Raw genomic sequence first — 18035 nt, 5'->3', positions numbered from 1 at the left:
CCATTTTTGGCTGCACCTTGTGGAAGAGATTTGATGCGATCAACCTACTTCAGCCCCAGAAACCGCAAAGCGTCAGCCCAGGCTGCTCTGGCCAGCGACAACAGACAACGCGATACCATGCGTGCGTGGGAAAGTTTCGTCGAGCGTGGCAGAGCAACTGCGGATATAGAGAAATCAGTGCGCGCGGAAATTTTGGATTCCTGGGCCCGCTGTACCGATTCCGGTATCAATGCCCTGTGCCGCTCGACTCCCCAGAAAATGAGCGAGGACAGCGTTCAAGAGCTGCGACGCAAGAACCGTGCTCTGTGTCGCGCGGCAAAATATGCGTTCCAGCGTTTGGCTCCGCATCTTCTTGAATCGCGCGCGATCCTGCTGCTGACCGACCAGACCGGAACGGTCATTGAAGCCACCGGGGACGCCAAAACGCTCGACACCGGGCGCGAGATTGGCCTGGAAGTTGGCGGCGTTTGGGACGAAGACGTGATTGGTACCAATGGCATTGGCACAGCATTGCGCACAGGCATGCCCACTTACGTCCATGCCTCGGAACACTTTTGCCAGGGAATAAAGGCCTGGACCTGTGCCGGCGTGCCGATTTTTGATCCGCTCGACAGAACGGTCATCGGGGTTGTTGATCTGTCGGGTCCGCCCGATATCTTTCGCCGCCACAATGTCGCGCTTGTTGTCGCGGCCGCACGCGAAATCGAAATTGCCCTGGCAGAACATCAACGCGACGAACGCACGTCTTTACTGGAAGCTTTCATTGATTTGCCAAACCCACGAGACAAGGAAGATGCCATCGTGCTTCTGAACGAATCCGGGCGCATTGTGTACAGCAAGAACACTGAAACCTTCGGGGATGGCCGTGCTGATGATTTCCTTATGGGGCGGCAATTGGTGAGCCTCGGCCCCGAGATGTCAGACGGTGAAGTGGCCGCCGCATTGCCACCCGGTCTCACCACCAAGGCGATCGACATTTTGAAGTCCGGCGCCAGCATACAGGGTGCGGCCCTGATCCTGCCGCCAAAAACATCGGCTGCGAAAATGCCCGTGAACCCGAGTGGTATCAGAATTTCCCCGCGCCGTGGTGTGGAAGAGCAAGAGATTCAGATCATCGGCGAATGCCCGAAGATGCTGGAGACAATTGAGTTTGCGCGCCGTGCTGCGAAGGCCAATGTAACGGTTCTGGTGCAGGGCGAAACCGGTGTTGGCAAAGAGCTTTTTGCGCGCCTGATCCACAGTCAGAATGCACGCCAGAACGCGCCTTACGTGGCGGTTAATTGTGCTGCCATTTCGGGCGAACTTATCGGTGGAGAACTGTTTGGGCATGTTGCGGGCGCTTTCACCGGGGCCTTGAGGGAAGGCAAGCCGGGGAAATTTGAGCAGGCAGACGGCGGTGTACTTTGCCTTGACGAAATTGGCGATATGCCACTTGAGCTTCAGACATATCTGCTGCGCACGCTGGAGCAACGGGCAGTTTACCGGGTGGGCTGCAACAAGCGACGCGCCGTGGACGTGCAACTTGTTGCCATCACCAACCGCGATCTGCGACAGGACATCGAAAAAGGACGCTTTCGCCGGGACCTTTTCTATCGCATCGGCACCATCATAATCGACGTCCCGCCCCTGCGCGAACGCGGCCAGGATATCGACCTTTTGCTCAGTCACTTCAATCAAAAGCTGTCGCAAAAATTTGACCGCGCACCACTGGTATTCGACCAAAAAGCACTGGCTGCCTTGCAGGATTATCAATGGCCGGGGAATGTGCGCGAATTGCGAAACGTCATTGAAAGAGTGTGCCTGTTGCATAATGACACTGTCGTGACGCTGGCAGATCTTCCGAAGGACATCACCGAACCGGATACCAGTTTTCTTGCAACCGGTTCCAGAAGCTACATGAGTACCGACAAAATGGATCTGGATCAGATCGAGTCTCATGCCATTCAGCGCGCCATTACGAATTCCAATGGCAATCTCACAAAGGTTGCGGCGTCATTGGGTATTTCGCGCCCGACGTTGTACCGGAAAATCAAACAATATGGGTTGCACCGGGGAAAGTAGAAACGGCCTCATTTTCAGCGTAAGATCGTGCCGGAAGACGGTCAACAGCCACCGCAAAGAGTGGCTGTTTCAGCAGAGACGCCTGCGCTACGGAACGATCACGCCCCGACCGGTAAAGCGCCGGTTCTTGAAGTCATCGATGCCCTTGTTGATGTCATCAAGCGTATACTCGGTGTAGTGCATCTTGACCAAACCGTCTGCATTCAGCTCCATCAGCTCAACCAATTCCGTGTAGTCGCCAACGAGGCTGCCACCGATCTTGATCTCGTTGATCACCAGTTCCAGCGTTGGAATCTCGATGGTGCCGCCATAGCCAACGACAATCAGTTCGCCGCCCTGCCGCAGCAGTTTCCAGCAGATGTTTTCGACACCCAACTCACCAACAAAGTCGATGACAACGTCACTGCCGCCACCGGTTGCTTCCTTAACCTGCTCGATCAGATCGGGCCCGCCATCCAACACGATATCTGCCCCCAGTTCCTTGGCCAGAACCTGCGCGCCCGGTTCGCGGTCCACGGCAATGACACGCGCGCCACAGAGGTTTTTCAGGCATTGGATCGCAATATGGCCCAAACCTCCAACGCCGAGCACCGTCACATAAGCCCCCGGATGGACCAGACCCGCGGCCTTTTTGGCGGCGCGGTATGCTGTGATGCCCGCATCTGCCATGGGGGCGACCTCCAGAGGGGTGATGTTCGTGTTCAGCTTGATGACGGAGCTTTCGTTAGTGACGAAATACTCCGCAAAGCCACCATCCAAGCCAAGCCCCGGAAACAGCCCGTGGTCACAATACATGTCATGACCGTAGCGACAGTTGAGACAAATACCACAACTGCGGTGCGGGTGGCAGATAACCGCATCGCCCGCTTTCACTGACGTCACATTCGAACCGACCTCTTCGACCCAGCCGGCATTTTCGTGCCCCATGACATAAGGCAGCAATCCGCCATCCGCATCCATCACGTCTTTCCATACCCCTTCGATGATATGCAAATCCGTGCGGCACAGGCCCGCCGCCCCCACTTTGACGATAACCTCGTCCGGGCCATTGACCGTCGGCGCCGGGACCTCTTCGATCTTGAGCTGAACGTTCATCTCGGGGTCGTAATCGTATAGCCTCGCAGCTTTCATGTCCTGTTCCTCTTTCTTGCTGGACAAGGGCGCGGCATTTCTGCCGCGCTCACATTCTGGTTAGGGTCGGCCCAACAACTCGGCGCCACCACCCAGGGCTGGCCCCTCTGTCGGGTCGGCCTCCCCCTCCTCAAGATCCCCCACAAGGGTCTCAGTGGTCAGGATCAGTGTCGCAACAGATGCTGCATTCACCAGCGCGCTGGCCGTGACCCGAACCGGGTCGATGATGCCTGTTTCGAACATATCGACGAAGATGCCGCCATTGGCGTCATAACCGCGCCCGGGCTGACCATCGGCAACCGAGGCAATTACCGCCGTGGGATCCGCCCCTGCGTTACTGGCAATCCGCTCGACAGGACGCGTCAAAACGGACCGTACAAGATTGACCCCTGTGCACACATCGCCATCGTTGCCCGAGACAAGATTGTCGAGAGTAGATCCGATTTGCGCCAACGCCGTGCCGCCACCGGCTACGACACCATCCTCGAATGCTGCTTTGACGGCACAAAGCGAGTCCTCGATAAGCTGTATCTTGCGTTTCTGTTCCACCGGCGTGAAGCCGCCCGCATAGATCACCGCCGTACCGCCAGACAGTTTGGAGACCCGTTCGCGCAACTTGTCCTGCTCGATGTTTGGCGGTGCGACATCATGCTGACGCTGAACCTGATCGCGCCGCGCCCGGATCGCATCCGGATTCCCTTCACCCCGAATGATGCTGGTAAAGGATGAGCTTACCTTGACCTGTTGCGCACCGCCCAATTGAGCGAGAGTGACATTTTCAATCTTCTTGCCCAGATCGCGGGCCAGAACCTCGCCATTTGTCAGTATTGCCAGATCATCCATCATGGCGGCCCGCCAATGTCCGTATTCCGGCGGATGGACGATCAGATATTTGCCTGCACCACCTGAATCCATCAGCGAGATCACGACCTCGGGTGCGATCTCTTCGGCAACGATCAGTAAGGGTCGGTCCTGCTCATCGGCAATGTCGCGGGCTTTTTTCAAAATGTCAGGGCTCAGGATTTTCTGATCGGTCAGAAGGATCAGGGGGTTATTCAGAACCGCTTCCATATTGTCCTGATCGGTCACCATGTGATGCGAAATATAGCCTCGATCAAAGGACATGCCTTCGACAACCTCAAGCGTCGTATCAATTGTCACAGAGAAATCAGCGCTGATCACGCCGTCCTTTCCCACGCGGTTGAAGGCCTCTGCCACCAGCGATCCCAAATCCGCATCGGTGGCGGACACACGCGCAACGGCATTCAGGTATTCGGGGTGGTCGTCACAAGACCGCGAGGAGCGATCCAACCCTTCGATGATGCGTTCCACAGCCAGATCAATGCCCTTGCATAGATCAACAGGTTTGACCCCCTGCTCGGTTATCTTTACCCCTTCCTGTATCAAGGCATTGGCCAGAACGATGGCTGTCGTGGTCCCATCTCCCGCGACTTCATTGGTTTGCATCGACACTTCCCGCACGACCTGAGCGCCCATGTTTTCAAAACGGTCAGGGAGTTCGATTTCCGATGCAATCGTGACCCCATCTCTGGTGATCAACGGCGTGCCAACCGGGCGATCAATCATCGCGTTCAAGCCTTTGGGGCCCAGTGTCGGCTCCACTGCCGCCGCCAGTTTAGCAACTCCGCGCGCAAGGGCAGCCCGGGCAGTACCGTTATGTGTCAATAGTTTAGCCATGTTTATCTCCCTGCCAGAGCATGATCCTCTGGTCGTTTTGTGGTATTAAGTACCGTTGCCTTGCCGGAACCCGATCAGGGCGCCGCCTGCGGCTCTGGATGGATTGGTTCGCGTGGCGGCACCCGGTTCTGAATGAAGTCAATCAGCGTCGGGCCCTCCGCTCCGATCTTGACTTCCTTGTACCTGGTCGACTGCAACCCACGGCAAAGCGCGCCGTTGAATTCCATGTTGATCCGGACCCCGCGCAGCCGCGCCAGATAGTCCCGCAATCCTTGCGCGCTCAATGGCGCACCCTCCCAGGTGACAAACGCCAGGTCATTTGATTGCGTGGCCAGGCCATGCGCCAGAAGAATTTCGCGATACCGTGGTTTTTGCCTGGCTTCTTCCTGACCCTGGAAGGCAACCCTGTCGAAGATCTCCAGGGTCATTCCAACGATGTCCTCACCGGTGAAACCACGCGCCTCAAGACCGAGAAGCACCGTTTCCTGACGACGGATGAATGCCTTCTCCTGAAACTTCAGGCGCACGTTATCCAGATCGCTACCATCGCAATACTCCGAAAAAACATCGGCGAAATCTCTGGACCCGTTCACACCGTCATTCACACGATCTGCAAAGCAGTGGTCATTCAATGTCACCCTGATGTTCTTCACCCAGGGCAACTTGCTGACAGCAATACGCACGTCGAAACCCATCAGAAAAGCAAAGTTTGGCGAGCACCAGTAGGTCGGAAGTCGAAAATCGACTTCCACCTTTCTGCTGCTCTGATCCACATCAATTCGCTCGACAAAACCCATGTCTGTGATCGGTTCGTCCAGCTCGGGATCTGTCACCTGGTCCAGACAATCCCAGACTTCCGCTTCCAGTTCCGTTCTGTGAATTTCTGCAAACATCGCGTCACTCCGCCGCGATCTGCACAGGTGTCGCACTGAGCTGCTTTTTCTTGGCCGCGACGTCGATGTCGTAGAGCTTGGCCGCATTCAGACCGAGGATTTTCTCCTTGACCTCATCGGTGAGCTGCACGCCGCCGCGTTCGGCTGAGATGTCTTCGGGGATCTGATACTCCCAGAACTTTTCGACCAGCCACTTGGGCGTCCAGATGGCATAATCTGATCCGAACAAAAGCTTGTCTTCGCCGACCCACCACAGAAGCTCAGCCATCACCTCGCCGAAGTAGCGTGGACGGGAATGGATAAAGGGCAACGCCACCGCAAGACCGCCATAGACATTGGTTTCCTGCGTGGCGATCCAGCAGAAATCATCCAGACGGGGTAAACCGCAATGCTCGATGATCCAATTGAGGTTCTGGAAATCCGTCGCGGCATAATCCACGTCGTGGACATCAAAGGCATCCTTGCTCAGCGGAATGATCGTTGGGCCCTTGTGAACATGAATGTTCTTGATGCCGAGTTTGTCACAAAGTTCAAAACACTTGTAAGCGGCCGGATCGTTGAGGGCCCAGCCCTTGCTTTCGCCGTTCCATTCAGCGGTGTACATTTTCACACCCTGAATATCGAAGGTTTCTTTCATGTAATGAATGTATTCCAGGGCTTTTTCGCCATCGCGCGGGTCAAACGAGCCGTTGATAATGAACCGCTCCGGGTGGCGTTCTGCCATCGTTGTGCTGCGCTCGATGCTGGAAAAGCCGTTCTTGTAGAAATCCTTCAGATAGGTCGATTGGATGATAGCCACATCATCCGGACCGTCGATGAAGAGGTCCCGGTACACATCGTCCTCTGTGTACTTTTCGAACCTGTCCTTTTCCCACAGCTCTTCGGGAGGGCTGAGATTGGTGTGATAGGCATAAAAGCACTCGATGAACTGTTTGCCATGCACATTGCTCTGGTTTTCGGCGCTGCCGTCCCAAAAATGGGTGTGGCCGTCGACGATGAAGATTTCCTTGCCGTCCTTGGTGACAAACATTTGTACCTCCTGGGATATTTCGAATGGTGATCTTGGAAATTTAGATAACAAACCCGGTGGGTTCCGGGTTTGTCAGGCTGGCATTCTTATTCGATATACTCGAACACATCGTCCATATTGCCGAAGAGCACGACGGTGTTGTCATCCACCCGCACCATCCGCCCATAGTGGGTTGATGTATTGACCTCGAACGTTTCAGCCGTCATTTCGCGGCCCAGATACTCCCCGATCTCATCCATTTTGAAGACCAGTTTGCCCTCCCCATCCACGCGGATCGTCGCGGGGTTATGGGTGACGGTAACTTTCGGATCCTCGTCCATGAATTCCGCGATGGCGCGGGCTTCGACCGAGTCGTTCATTGTCACACCGCATTGATGTGAAATCGTTTGCTCAAAGGTGATATCCTTCATTGATTTGAAGATATTCTGCTTTGTTGCGTCGCGAGCTATTGTTGACATTGCTGGTACTCCCTTCAATCAGCGGGTCAGGCCGAGTTCATTCAATATCTGTCCAAGACGCTCGTGAGAGACGGCTTTGACATCTTCGAATGAGACCGGTTTGGAATGAGGTTGCGACCAGATCGGCTGAAGCGCGGTCGCGGCTTTGTCCGCCAAGTCACCGTGCTTTGTCACCCACGACTGCAAAAGGCCCTTGTTGTGGGCACCATGCTCTTCGTCGTTCACCAGCAGATACATCAGGTCGATGGCATTGGCCAAATTCCGTTCGTAATCCGCTTCAGCGGCCGAAATCACCGGTGGCGTAATGAAATCATTGTTGGCTGCGGCCGCCTGCATCAGGAAACCTGACCGGAACAGCTCGCCCACCAAAGGTTCGAAGATCAGATTGATGGCAAAGTATTGCTCAAGATAATCTTCGCTGCCCATGATGCTCTCGATCGCTTCACGAGTTGGCTGCCAGAGCGGGTCTTCAAGCCAGGTTTTTTTCCCCAGATCGTCATCCCAGCCTTCGATATCCATTCCGATTTCGGCCAGATAGAGCGTGATGTCCTGCGACAGGCGCATCTTGTAGGATGAATTCGTCAACGTCGCATTGTTGATCATTTGGGTATAGCCGTACCGCTGCGCCTGCATCAGCGAGGTGCCCAGCCCGAATTCCGCGTGCTTCCAGGCACCCAGATGCGCTTGCAGAATGCGGTTCCATACCTTGTCAAAAGCAGCCGGTGCGCCGGCTTTGCGCGCGTTGCTGATGACCGATTGCACCATCGAACATATCTTTGACTGGCGCTGGTAATGGGTGCGTTCCCATTCCTGATCCGGGGCTCGGAAAGCATGCCAGTTCGAGCTTTTTAGCGCGGTGTAGTCTTTCTGGTAAGCGCCGCCGCCCTTGGCGCCGCCAAAGTCGATAATCCAGTCCTGGATCAAGTACCGTTCCGGATCAGGTTGCACGTCAACGGTGACGTCTTCGTAATGTGTGGCGCGTTTGCCTCTGGGTTCAAAGTAGTTGTATTTGCGGCTGGTTGACCCGACAAATGTGGCTGAACCTGCAGCGCCGGACCCGACAGAACTTGATGTTGCTACCATGGTAGCCTCCCTTGGTTGGTTAAATTTACGCGACTAGCGATCAGCCCTAAAACTCAGTGGAGAGCCGATGAACCGGAAGTTGGCGTAAACTTGTCGAAGAAAATTCGTTCGGTTTCGAACCCGTTCATAAAGAGAACCGGGGTGAGCGCGTCGATCATCGGGGGAGGTCCACAGGCGTAGACATCGCCTTCTCCGTCGATATCCAGGTCCTTCAGGCGACGATCGACGCATTCATGCACAAATCCGCGCTCCCCTTGCCAGGTGCCATCTTCCTCCGCGTGGCTCAGCACGGGGATGAACTCGACCTGCGGATGGGCATCGGTCAGCGCAGCAATGTCGTTCAGTTTGAACAGGTCATCCTGCGTGCGCGCACCGTAAAAGAACATCACGGGGCGATCCTCGCCGCTTACCAGATGATCGTGAAGAATAGACCAAACGGGCGACATCCCGGACCCGGCTCCCACCAGAATTACGGGTCCGTCTCTGTCTTCGCGTCGGAAGCACATTCCGTAGGGTCCGCTGATCGCGACGGAGGCGCCTTTTTTGATGCCTCCGGCGTCGAGTTCTCCTGAGAACTTCCCTTCCGGGTATTTTTTGATGATGAAGGAGAGTTTTTGGGTTTCGCTCGGCGGATTTGCCATGGAGAACGAGCGTGTAATCTCCTCCCCCGCTTCGGTGGTAACCGTGATGTCGACATATTGGCCCGCCCAGAATTTGAGCGGCTTATCAATTTCAATCTCTACGCCGCGAATGTCATGGGTGAGTTTCTGGAAATCAACAATACGCCCGTCAAAACTCTTTACGGGGATGGATTTCGACAAAAGCTCCTCATCGTAATTCAGGAGATCAATTTCCACGTCACTGTAGGCGATGGCCCGGCACATCAGGATATGCCCCGTCTCCTTTTCGTAGTCACTCAGCGCGAAGGTCGAATATTTCAGCATCTCGGTTTCGCCGTCGTTCTGAACGCATTTGCAAGCGGAGCACTGCCCTTCTTTGCAGCCATGCGGCAATGCAATGCCCTGACGGAACGCCGCATCCAGAATTGTCTCGTCCTCCTCGACCTCGAACTCCACACCAACAGGTTCCAGTCGGACGTTGTAAATCTCACTCATTTTTTAGTCTCCTGCGATCCAGAGCTGCGCGCCGGATCTCGGTTCAATAGTGGGTTGCCGAGGCCGCAAAGGCCTCGACAGGTGTTTGTTTAATTGCAGGGATTGATGGTGAAGCCCGCGCGATAATCCGCGAGATGGGCTTCGCGATCGCTTGGAGACATTGCACGCAGGGCGTTGAGCGGTGACCCCAACGTATGTCCACGCACGTGATCAAGCGTCCACATGTCCTTGTTGTCAAAACGCAGGTGCGGCTGCGGCACCAGCGTTTTGCCATCCTCCCGGACAAAGTTCAGATCGGTGATCGCATCCGCCAGATCCCAGCCATCGTAAACGGTTTCCCATTCCCGCTTGCCTGAGAACTTGCCCATGGCCGGTGTCGGACGCCCCTGATATTCGTCAGCAAAGGCCTCAACAGCCGTCCAACGGTCCAACTCATGCGCGAAGGTGTGCAGCTGACCATCGATTTCGTCCACGACGGTGTCTTCACGGATCAGACAGGGTACCAGGCAAGACCAGCAGCGGTGCGGATAGACATAGCCTACGTCCTCATTGAACGTGATGACCTTCTGGCCGGGCACGCTCAGTTTCGCATACCACTTCCAGAACTCGCCAAACTCCGCGTACCAGCCTGGATACTTGTGCTCGAACCATTCGAAGTCTTTTTCGGTCTGAGCCTCAATCCGCCAGAAGTTGACCGGCCATCCCACAGCGAAGAACTGTGCGACCTTGTGGACGTAACTTTTTTCGGTGATCCGCTTCCAGGCTTCCTGGACATCATCGTGGTGGATTTTGACGCCATATTTTTCGAGAGGCAGCATATACGTCCGGTAGTAATCCTCGAAAATCCAGCGATGCCACATTTCCGCATAGGATTCCTTTTCCTTGTCGCGGTTCGTGGTGCCATATTCGATGAATGTGCCAATCGCAGCGTCGACGATTGCGTGGTTCTGCCAGAAGGCATACCGCAGATCGCGCTCCAGAAGCAGATGGTTCTCCGGCTCTTTCAGCGCCGCCATCAGCAGGGAGTGACCGTTGCCGATATGGCGACTTTCGTCCGACTGGACCGACAGGAACACCGTGGGCAGCGCATAATCACCGTTGCGCGCAGCCTCAGAGGGCATCGCCACAAACAGCGTGTTGGTGAAGGCTGTTTCGGCTACAACCGTCAGATACATGCATGCTGCGGTCATCGTATCACCGGTGATGAAACCTTCGCCGAATTGACGACCGATCGTGGTCGCATAGCACTTGCCGAAGGCTTCTTCGGTGATGTCGAACCCAGCGGGGTCGATGTAGTTTTCCATGTACCACTTCTTCAGATTCATCTGAATGGTGGAATGCCGGAATTCATCGACCATCTGCATGGTGAAGCCTGTGCGCAGGTCTTCACCCGGCGCCAGCCGCGCGACCATGGCCATCGACCGTGCCGCAGAGATTTCCGGGAAAGGAATGATCGCCAGAAACAGTTTCATCCACTCGATCCAGCGCGGCTCGACATTGGCAAACATGTCGCCCCGCAAGGCTGCATCCAGCGCACCGTAAACCCGGTTGTCCTTTTCTTCTTCCATCGGGAAGTAGGACCGAAGCACCTGTTTCATCGGATCGCGTGGAGCCTTGGTGATCTTGTAGTCTGTCGGAAAGGTATTGGCTTCCTGAACGTAAGTGGGATTCCAGCCCAGATCAGAAATCTTCTTGGTGGCCTCTCCCACCGAGATACCCCGTTGGGAGGTAATCTTGTTTAGCGTTATCGCCATGCCATGAGTCTCCTTGTGTTTTGACCGATTGGATCGGCCGGTTGGAGGCAGCACATGCTACCGATTGTTTGACGGGTTCCGCCGGCAAAGCGCGGCCGAAAAACCAGTCGTTCACGTCACGGCAAAGGTTGGAGGGATAGGCCCACACGCGCCTGCCCTATCACCCCTACAAAGGGCCAGCCGGCGGATCGTGAGCGGAACGTTCTCCCTGTTCCTTCGTTCTTGATGGCTTCCATTTTCCTGGAAACACGGCGTTATGATTGGGTAGATGCAAGTTCCGTGCCAAAAACCGGAAACTGCGGAAATAATTTCGAAAAATTCTCACACTGCCATATAATGTACTGTAATTATTATATTTTTATTTTGAAAATTTTGCGCATTCGCCATTTCAGCTTTATGGCTTGGCCTTCAGAATGCTCTGACTGTGTTTTGTTTCATTACACAGCGTTACACCCTTCGCGCGGCGTTACACTTTGCTTTACATATGCCTCAGACGCTGCTTCGCGCGCCGGAAACTTCCCGTCATAGACGCTGGCGATGACAGCTGACAACCGACTGGTGGAGCAGGTTGCCTCAAACGCACCCATCCGATGGACGAGCGTCTCTCCCGCAGAAGGGAGCGCGTTTCGGGTCAGCGATTCGGAAATTTACGAGACGTAATTTCTCCACATCTCATGCTGTGTGAACTTATGAAACTATCGACGTTACACCTCGTAACGAAGTGAAACGAACCGCAGCGCGCGGGTCAAAAAAACTTTCATTTCGCAGTCTTGAGAGCGCCAAGTCTCCTTTGTGACGAGACCACGAAGTGCTAATCTCTGGTGATCGGACGTCGTTGAAACGTGCGGGATTTGATCAATTCATCGTGGCAAAACAGTGCGTTTGGACGCCTGAACTCGGAGCTCTGACGCTTCGCGAATTCTTGCTGGTCATTGCGAAAGGGTGAGGGATGGAAGAGGTGATGCGGATCGAGGCTATGTACCGGGACGCTTACGCGAAAGACACCGGATCAATTGGGGCGATTGGTGCGCGGCGCGGTTGGCATACTGTCCCAAATCGCAGAGATGTCGCAGCTCATATGTTGATGCGTTTCACGCAGTATTCGTTCGCGCAGTTCCTCCTCAATAAGGGCAAGCTGTTCCTGCGCACCAACAAAATTTGCAGGTTTTGGATGGGAGACAGCCTCGGCAGCAGCCTTCGCCAGGCGACTATCAGCCCCGGCAATCCTCTTGCTGGTCTCACTCAGCGCCATAAGAAATCGCAGTGTCGCGTCTGTTTTCATAGCAAAACGCTCCCGCATTCAACGATTGTCAGATCATAGGGGGCAATTGAATGACCGGTCAATCCGACACACTCGACGGACTTTTCCAGAAACGCATGTCTTTGATCAGCGCCTTGTCCCAGGCCAATGCCGATTGTCTGCGTGCGTTACAAATGCAAAGCGGAAACAGCATCTTGTTGTTGATGGAAGAGCCCTGCCCTTCCGCAACCACGTCACAGGACAAGGCAAACAACGAAGTCGACGCATGTCGGGCGCGCATCGACAGGCTGGAAACAGAGCTATCTGAACTGGATCAGAAGATCGAAAAAGCGGCAGTTAAGGAGGCTGATCATGGGTGAACAAAACACATCCGGATTGAAGTTGTTTGATCTGCTTGCACGGGAGTGGACGCTGCAAGAGGCGGTGGTTCAGGTGGCGTTCAACGAAGAAGATACGGCAGTTCTTTTCCGGCTGGCTTCGGGTGCCGTCTCGTTGGCTGCACTAAAAGACAGCGAGAGCCCAAAAGTACGGACACGTATGGAACTCGATACCGGGCGAACAACGATCAAGCCGCGTGAAAACCCGATCGCACCTCTCATTTCGCCTCAGCTTGTTCTGGATCCCGATTTGCCTGTCGCGCGTTTTGGCACTCAGGGGTTTGCGGGTGTCGACGCGCAGGGAGCAATTGTGCAGATCACTGCTGGTGGCCAGACCATAGAGAGAGGCAAACCCGGCGACAGCATCACGTCAATCTGCAGCAGCCGCTCCGGGCATCTGCTGACAATTGCCCGGGGCGCGCAGCTGAATTTGCACTCTCTGCCGGATATGGAGGTCCTTGTGGAAACTGCTCTCGACCACCCGGTGACCTGCCAATCAATGTCTGCTGACGGTACGAAACTGGCCGCCTGGGGCAAAGGCACACTGAGCCTCATCAACCTGCAGGGAACCTCAGCTGACGCCTGCCATATTCAATGCGCTGGCCCTGTGACCGATATCGTCTGGAATGAAGCAAGCGGTCATCTCGCCTGCGCCTCCAGTGACCGGAGCTTTCATATCTTCGACCTTGCATCACAGCATGTGCAGCGTGTCGAAGGATACCCCGCGCCCGTGCGCAGCCTCGCCTTCAGCGAAAAAGGAAACGCTCTCGTTACCGCTGGTGCATATCGTCTGGCCGGATGGTCCAGCGTCGATCTGCCCCATGATGATCTGCCGGGCACACCTTTGAGCACAGGCAAACCCGGTCTGGTGGTGATCGACACAATCGCTGCGCACCCCACTCTTGATCTGATCGCTACCGGCTATGCCAATGGGCTTGCTGCTATCTCGCGCGTTGGCACACCTGAAGAGATGATGTTGCACCATGAAATGGGCACAAGCATCAGCGCTCTGGGCTGGTCGAAAACCGGCGAGCATTTGGCCATGGGGTTTGCATCCGGCAAGGCCGCGATCGCCACCTTCCCTGCACAATTGTTCAAGTAAAACCCCAATCCAAACTGGAGACACCAATGGAACAAAAGCTTTCCAAAGAAGAGATCAACAAGGACAGGCTATTTGCAAAACTGGCCGAGTTATCTGAGGAAATGGTCGAGGATCATGGAAAGGACTTCGCAATGGGCGCTCTGGTTCTTGCCGCGCAATGGATTGCAAAAGGGGAAAGCGGCCCACCTCAGACCGGTGCCCGTCACTGAAGCCCATGTGACAAAGCCGGTGTGGCGTCAGCCGCGCCATTGGCAAGACTCCAACGCAGTTGGTCCACCGCAATCTCGGAAATTTGCGAGGTCCACGCACCCAAATTCAAGCCATCTTCCGACGCGAGATGTTTTGAAACGACATCCAGATCTTCGCGCAGGTTTTTTTGAAGCACATGAGAATAGGCACACATTTCCTGCAACCGAAACGTCACAAACCAGTGGCAATCGCTGATCTCACGAAAGCTGTCTTGCGAACTGTCGATTGTGGGCGCGCCTGGTGGATGAAACGAGGTGTGCACCGCAGTCCCGAGAACGGCTTTGACGCTGTTGCGCCAGTTTTCATATTCGCCGCTTTGATCAAACTCCAATCCCGATCTGTAAAGTTGTTGACTGACCGTTCTGAACGCCCGGCCTCCGGCAATGTGGCGCCGCCAAAACTCGTTGGCCTCCTCAACCGTGGCGCATTCGACAAAACGCCGCGCGAGCTTGGGGCGCGACAGGAACGCGAGGGCCATATCCACATTCTCCGAAATCGACCGGGCGATTTGCATCGAGGGCAGCGGCAGTTGTGTCAAAAACAACAAGCGTACAGCATCGAGCTGTTCGATCATCCGGAAAGTGACGGCATGCAGGGCTTCCCATTGCTGCGGTATCAATCGCATGCCATCCAGCCGCATTGCGATACTTGCGCTGTCACTCAACGAGGCAACCCAGATGACAGCCTGGTCAAACATGAACACGCCATCGATCGGAACGCTGTCGATTTTATCGTTACAATGATCGATCGTACGGTAGCCTCGCAAACGGCATATCGTGGCGCGCCACGCGGCGTCCAGATCCAAGCCTCGCGCAGACCACATCTGCCTGGTGCGCGCCAGCAATTGTGGCGATACCCCCGCGTAGTATCGTTCCAGCGAAACCGGCGTGTCTGTCTCAGACAGCGTTTTCATGCGTCAGTTTTCCCAACCTTGTCGATGTCAGCCTATCAGAGGGCCGCTTATGGGCAATGGCCCGCATCACATCATCGCAGCAACTATCATGGTTTCGGGAGGCATCTGCGGCCCGACAGTGATCCATGTCGATGAATTTTTCGCAGACGCGCCACCAAAGCCAGCGCCTTAACAAAACCATGATCGAAACACTTGCGATCATGCGGATGAACAGAGTTGAAATGCACGAATTTCTGTCGGATGCCGCAGAGAAAAACCCGTTTATCGAACTTGAAAGTCATAAGGATTCGACACCCGGACAGGCAAGCTATGATGTCGATGCGATGTCGACTGATCTTGCAGATGTGAGTGAGCATGGAATTTTCCAGCATGTTGTCAAGCAGTTACCCTACGTTTGCACTACTCCGGGCGACTTGGAAATTGCGCGGGCCTTCTTGCTGGAACTTGACCTTAGCGGTTGGTTGAGCGCGTCGGTCGAAGAGATCGCGGAGAAATATGCCCTGAACGCGCCAGATTGCGCAGAAATGCTCGTCCGATTGCAAACACTAGAGCCCGCCGGTCTTTTTGCTCGAAATCTCAGGGAGTGTATCAGCCTGCAGGCACTTGATAGAGGCCAACTGGACGACATCATGCGGCACATTATTGATCATCTTGATGAGCTGCGGTGTTTCGATCCGGAGCACTTGGCAAAGCGTATTGGCTGCAACACGTCAGACATTCTTGAACGTGTCCGCCTTATTCGACGCATGGACCCAAAACCCGGTGCGCAGTTCGATTTTCAGGAAGCGCCGCGCAAAACCGATGATGTGACAGTAGCTGTCGTTGATGGGAAATTGACTGTCACCTTGAATAACTTCAGTTTCCCGTCCGTTCGAGCTTTGCGTCTAGACACGAGTAACCATCGCAGTGGACCAAATACCGAGCGACTGCGGCACTTGGTTCAAGAAGCCAGATCGCTCAAGAAAGCCTGTGAACTTCGCAATGCAACGACTCTTTCCCTGGTGACCGCGATTTTCATTCGCCAACCGGATTTTCTTAAGGCAGGGTTTGCTGCGCTCCGCCCCATGCGCATGCGCGATCTGGCCAGCGAAATCGGTGTGAGCGAATCGACAGTCAGCCGAATTCTGCATGGCCTCACGATACTTTGCTCCCAAGGTAACGTACCCGCGCGAGCATTGTTCTGTAACGCGGTCACTTACGGCAACGAAACACAAACCAAACACGCCGCATTGCAAAGAATCCGGCAGTGGGTTGCTGCGGAAGATCAGCAAACGCCATTGAAAGATGAGGAAATTCTAGCGCGTTTTCAGAAACTTGGGTTTTCAATCTCAAGGCGAACGATCAGCAAATATCGCAACGAGCTTGGTCTGGTGTCCCCTCGCCTTCGGCGCAAAGCGGCCAAGAAAGCACCGCGCAATGCGCTTTAGCGGTTCCGTAGCCTTTATGGACGCTGGTGTGAACAACACAATCATCGAAGATTGGGAGATTTATGCGCCCCCGAAACGCGTTTCAAGTCGCATGCATACAGCTCAAAGGCTAGTATCTGTTGCCCGAAGTATGTTGATCCGCGCCACAGAATTGATCAAACAGGTCTCCAAGCCGACTTCTGACGGTTAACGGGTGGCAGCCCATTGCGGAAATTCATTTTGAACGTTCAAAGACTGGATTGCGGACTATACTGCCATTTGCCTCTATTGCTCTCTCTCTCAAGCAGAAAAGCTCGGAAAAAGTGCGCTGCCAAGCCTTTGCTTGCATGTATACACTAGTGGTTTAGCGACCAACGCGTATGTCAGAACCGGCCTTCAGCCCGGAAAAAGGCCTTATGAGCTTTCAGTACACTTTCGCTAACTATTCGGTTTCTGTTGTGGCACAATTCGATTACCGCTGCGTTAGTGTTGGCGCACGGTCCGCACTTTATGCGGAAACAACCGTCGATCTGAATTGCCGGGCGCAGCGACGGGGTGCCGGAGCTTTTTTCCTTGTCACACTGCGGACGCCGACTACGATGCCGTATATTATATTTAATTTGATTGCGTTGCCATGTCCTTTTCTTCGAGGAAGATATTAAAGAATCAGTTCACTATTCCATTTGGCCGTTTCAGACTGAAACGCGCCAGACCACGTGATGACTCCCCGGTCTTGGTTGGGCGTGAAGGTCAGCGGGCATTTTTTGTGGACGCGCTAACCGGCATCGGCGAGCGAGGCGCTTTTCTCATTACTGGTCGCCGCAGTGTTGGGAAAACAACATTTGTAGAAAACTGTATCGATGATTGTCGCCAAAACGTATTCCGGCGGTTTCTAGGAAGCGGTGCAGGACGTTCGGTCTATGATTTCGCTCTTCTAATCAGTTTTACTTTCGCGCTGATAGGAATTCTATTGGCGAGCGGCGAGTTGCTGGCTTACCTTGTACCCGAGCTTTCAAACAGCCCGCTTCTTTTCATTCCGTTGTTGGTATGCACCGCTATCGCAGGCACGCCTTTCATCCTTGGCCTCCGAACAGCCCGTGCCGCTTTTTCCGCGTTTTTGGACAGTGGCGTCACTATCGGATTGATTTCTGTCTTCGTGTTTTTTGCCTCGTCCTATTGACTCCGCCGTTCGAGTCTCCGGCTGCGGCCACGTCATCCCTTATTGTAGCACTCAGTTTTCTTTTCTTTTTCGGATCAGTTTTTTTACCGGCGAGCGCCTCTTACACTTGGGTTGATTTCGAAAGACGGAAAATTTTCGGTTCCTAAGAAACAATTGTTACACTTGAAATTATTGATATGGGATCCAGTCCTACCGCTTGTCCGTCGTCAGGGATTTTGGGACAGATGGCTGCCTGAACTAAGAGAGGGACTAGCTCATCTGGTTGGTTTGATTATGCGGCGGATTTGCGGTGAAGCAAGCGTCGCGTTTCGATGGTCTTCTGTT

The 18035-nt window shown here is 54.5% G+C and carries 16 protein-coding genes; 6 read left to right on the top strand and 10 right to left on the bottom strand.

Features of this window, described 5'->3' with window-relative positions:
• Positions 1 to 33 precede the first annotated feature (33 nt).
• Complete coding sequence (locus ACOTTU_RS22740) at positions 34 to 2061, top strand: sigma-54-dependent Fis family transcriptional regulator (protein ID WP_425661470.1); 2028 nt, start codon at positions 34 to 36, stop codon at positions 2059 to 2061.
• An 87-nt stretch (positions 2062 to 2148) separates the two neighbouring features.
• Here ACOTTU_RS22740 and ACOTTU_RS22735 read toward each other — a convergent pair whose 3' ends face one another.
• From ACOTTU_RS22735 to ACOTTU_RS22695, 9 genes are all read right to left on the bottom strand, one after another.
• On the bottom strand, positions 2149 to 3192 hold the full coding sequence (locus tag ACOTTU_RS22735) for an NAD(P)-dependent alcohol dehydrogenase (protein ID WP_425661468.1): 1044 nt from the start codon (positions 3190 to 3192) through the stop codon (positions 2149 to 2151).
• A 60-nt stretch (positions 3193 to 3252) separates the two neighbouring features.
• Positions 3253 to 4890: a molecular chaperone GroEL gene (locus ACOTTU_RS22730; protein ID WP_425661466.1), complete on the bottom strand. Its 1638-nt coding sequence runs from the start codon at positions 4888 to 4890 to the stop codon at positions 3253 to 3255.
• 74 nt (positions 4891 to 4964) lie between these two features.
• On the bottom strand, positions 4965 to 5783 hold the full coding sequence (locus ACOTTU_RS22725; protein WP_425661464.1) for a metal-sulfur cluster assembly factor: 819 nt from the start codon (positions 5781 to 5783) through the stop codon (positions 4965 to 4967).
• A gap of 4 nt (positions 5784 to 5787) precedes the next feature.
• Positions 5788 to 6813 (bottom strand): amidohydrolase family protein, encoded by a 1026-nt coding sequence (locus ACOTTU_RS22720; RefSeq protein WP_425661462.1) that lies wholly within the window; start codon positions 6811 to 6813, stop codon positions 5788 to 5790.
• 86 nt (positions 6814 to 6899) lie between these two features.
• Positions 6900 to 7271 (bottom strand): MmoB/DmpM family protein, encoded by a 372-nt coding sequence (locus ACOTTU_RS22715; RefSeq protein WP_298921593.1) that lies wholly within the window; start codon positions 7269 to 7271, stop codon positions 6900 to 6902.
• A gap of 18 nt (positions 7272 to 7289) precedes the next feature.
• On the bottom strand, positions 7290 to 8354 hold the full coding sequence (locus ACOTTU_RS22710; RefSeq protein WP_425661459.1) for an aromatic/alkene monooxygenase hydroxylase subunit beta: 1065 nt from the start codon (positions 8352 to 8354) through the stop codon (positions 7290 to 7292).
• 53 nt (positions 8355 to 8407) lie between these two features.
• The gene (locus ACOTTU_RS22705) at positions 8408 to 9469 is read right to left on the bottom strand and encodes an NADH:ubiquinone reductase (Na(+)-transporting) subunit F (protein WP_298921591.1); all 1062 of its coding nucleotides are present in this window, start codon (positions 9467 to 9469) and stop codon (positions 8408 to 8410) included.
• 89 nt (positions 9470 to 9558) lie between these two features.
• Positions 9559 to 11223, bottom strand: coding sequence for an aromatic/alkene/methane monooxygenase hydroxylase/oxygenase subunit alpha (locus ACOTTU_RS22700; protein ID WP_298921590.1), 1665 nt, complete (start codon positions 11221 to 11223; stop codon positions 9559 to 9561).
• Positions 11224 to 12232: 1009 nt separating this feature from the next.
• On the bottom strand, positions 12233 to 12505 hold the full coding sequence (locus ACOTTU_RS22695) for a hypothetical protein (protein WP_425661457.1): 273 nt from the start codon (positions 12503 to 12505) through the stop codon (positions 12233 to 12235).
• A 50-nt stretch (positions 12506 to 12555) separates the two neighbouring features.
• On the opposite strand from ACOTTU_RS22695, the gene ACOTTU_RS22690 reads away from it, so the two are divergent.
• From ACOTTU_RS22690 to ACOTTU_RS22680, 3 genes are read left to right on the top strand one after another with little or no spacing between them, the layout of a single operon-like run.
• On the top strand, positions 12556 to 12843 hold the full coding sequence (locus ACOTTU_RS22690) for a hypothetical protein (protein ID WP_425661455.1): 288 nt from the start codon (positions 12556 to 12558) through the stop codon (positions 12841 to 12843).
• Positions 12836 to 13963, top strand: coding sequence for a WD40 repeat domain-containing protein (locus tag ACOTTU_RS22685; protein ID WP_425661453.1), 1128 nt, complete (start codon positions 12836 to 12838; stop codon positions 13961 to 13963). Before ACOTTU_RS22690 ends, ACOTTU_RS22685 begins: the two co-directional genes overlap by 8 nt.
• A 26-nt stretch (positions 13964 to 13989) precedes the next feature.
• Complete coding sequence (locus ACOTTU_RS22680; protein WP_298921580.1) at positions 13990 to 14172, top strand: hypothetical protein; 183 nt, start codon at positions 13990 to 13992, stop codon at positions 14170 to 14172.
• Here ACOTTU_RS22680 and ACOTTU_RS22675 read toward each other — a convergent pair.
• Complete coding sequence (locus ACOTTU_RS22675; protein WP_425661450.1) at positions 14166 to 15125, bottom strand: hypothetical protein; 960 nt, start codon at positions 15123 to 15125, stop codon at positions 14166 to 14168. The genes ACOTTU_RS22680 and ACOTTU_RS22675 overlap by 7 nt on opposite strands.
• 125 nt (positions 15126 to 15250) lie before the next feature.
• Between ACOTTU_RS22675 and rpoN the strand changes: the two genes are divergently transcribed.
• Positions 15251 to 16552, top strand: a complete 1302-nt coding sequence (rpoN, locus tag ACOTTU_RS22670) for an RNA polymerase factor sigma-54 (RefSeq protein ID WP_425661448.1) — start codon at positions 15251 to 15253, stop codon at positions 16550 to 16552.
• A 613-nt stretch (positions 16553 to 17165) separates the two neighbouring features.
• On the top strand, positions 17166 to 17711 hold the full coding sequence (locus ACOTTU_RS22665; RefSeq protein ID WP_425661446.1) for a hypothetical protein: 546 nt from the start codon (positions 17166 to 17168) through the stop codon (positions 17709 to 17711).
• Positions 17712 to 18035: the final 324 nt, after the last annotated feature.

This window comes from Roseobacter sp. EG26, assembly GCF_049830555.1.
GTDB lineage: Bacteria > Pseudomonadota > Alphaproteobacteria > Rhodobacterales > Rhodobacteraceae > Roseobacter.
Note: the sequence above shows the minus strand (reverse complement) of the source record. Positions and strands in the feature narration are given on the sequence as shown.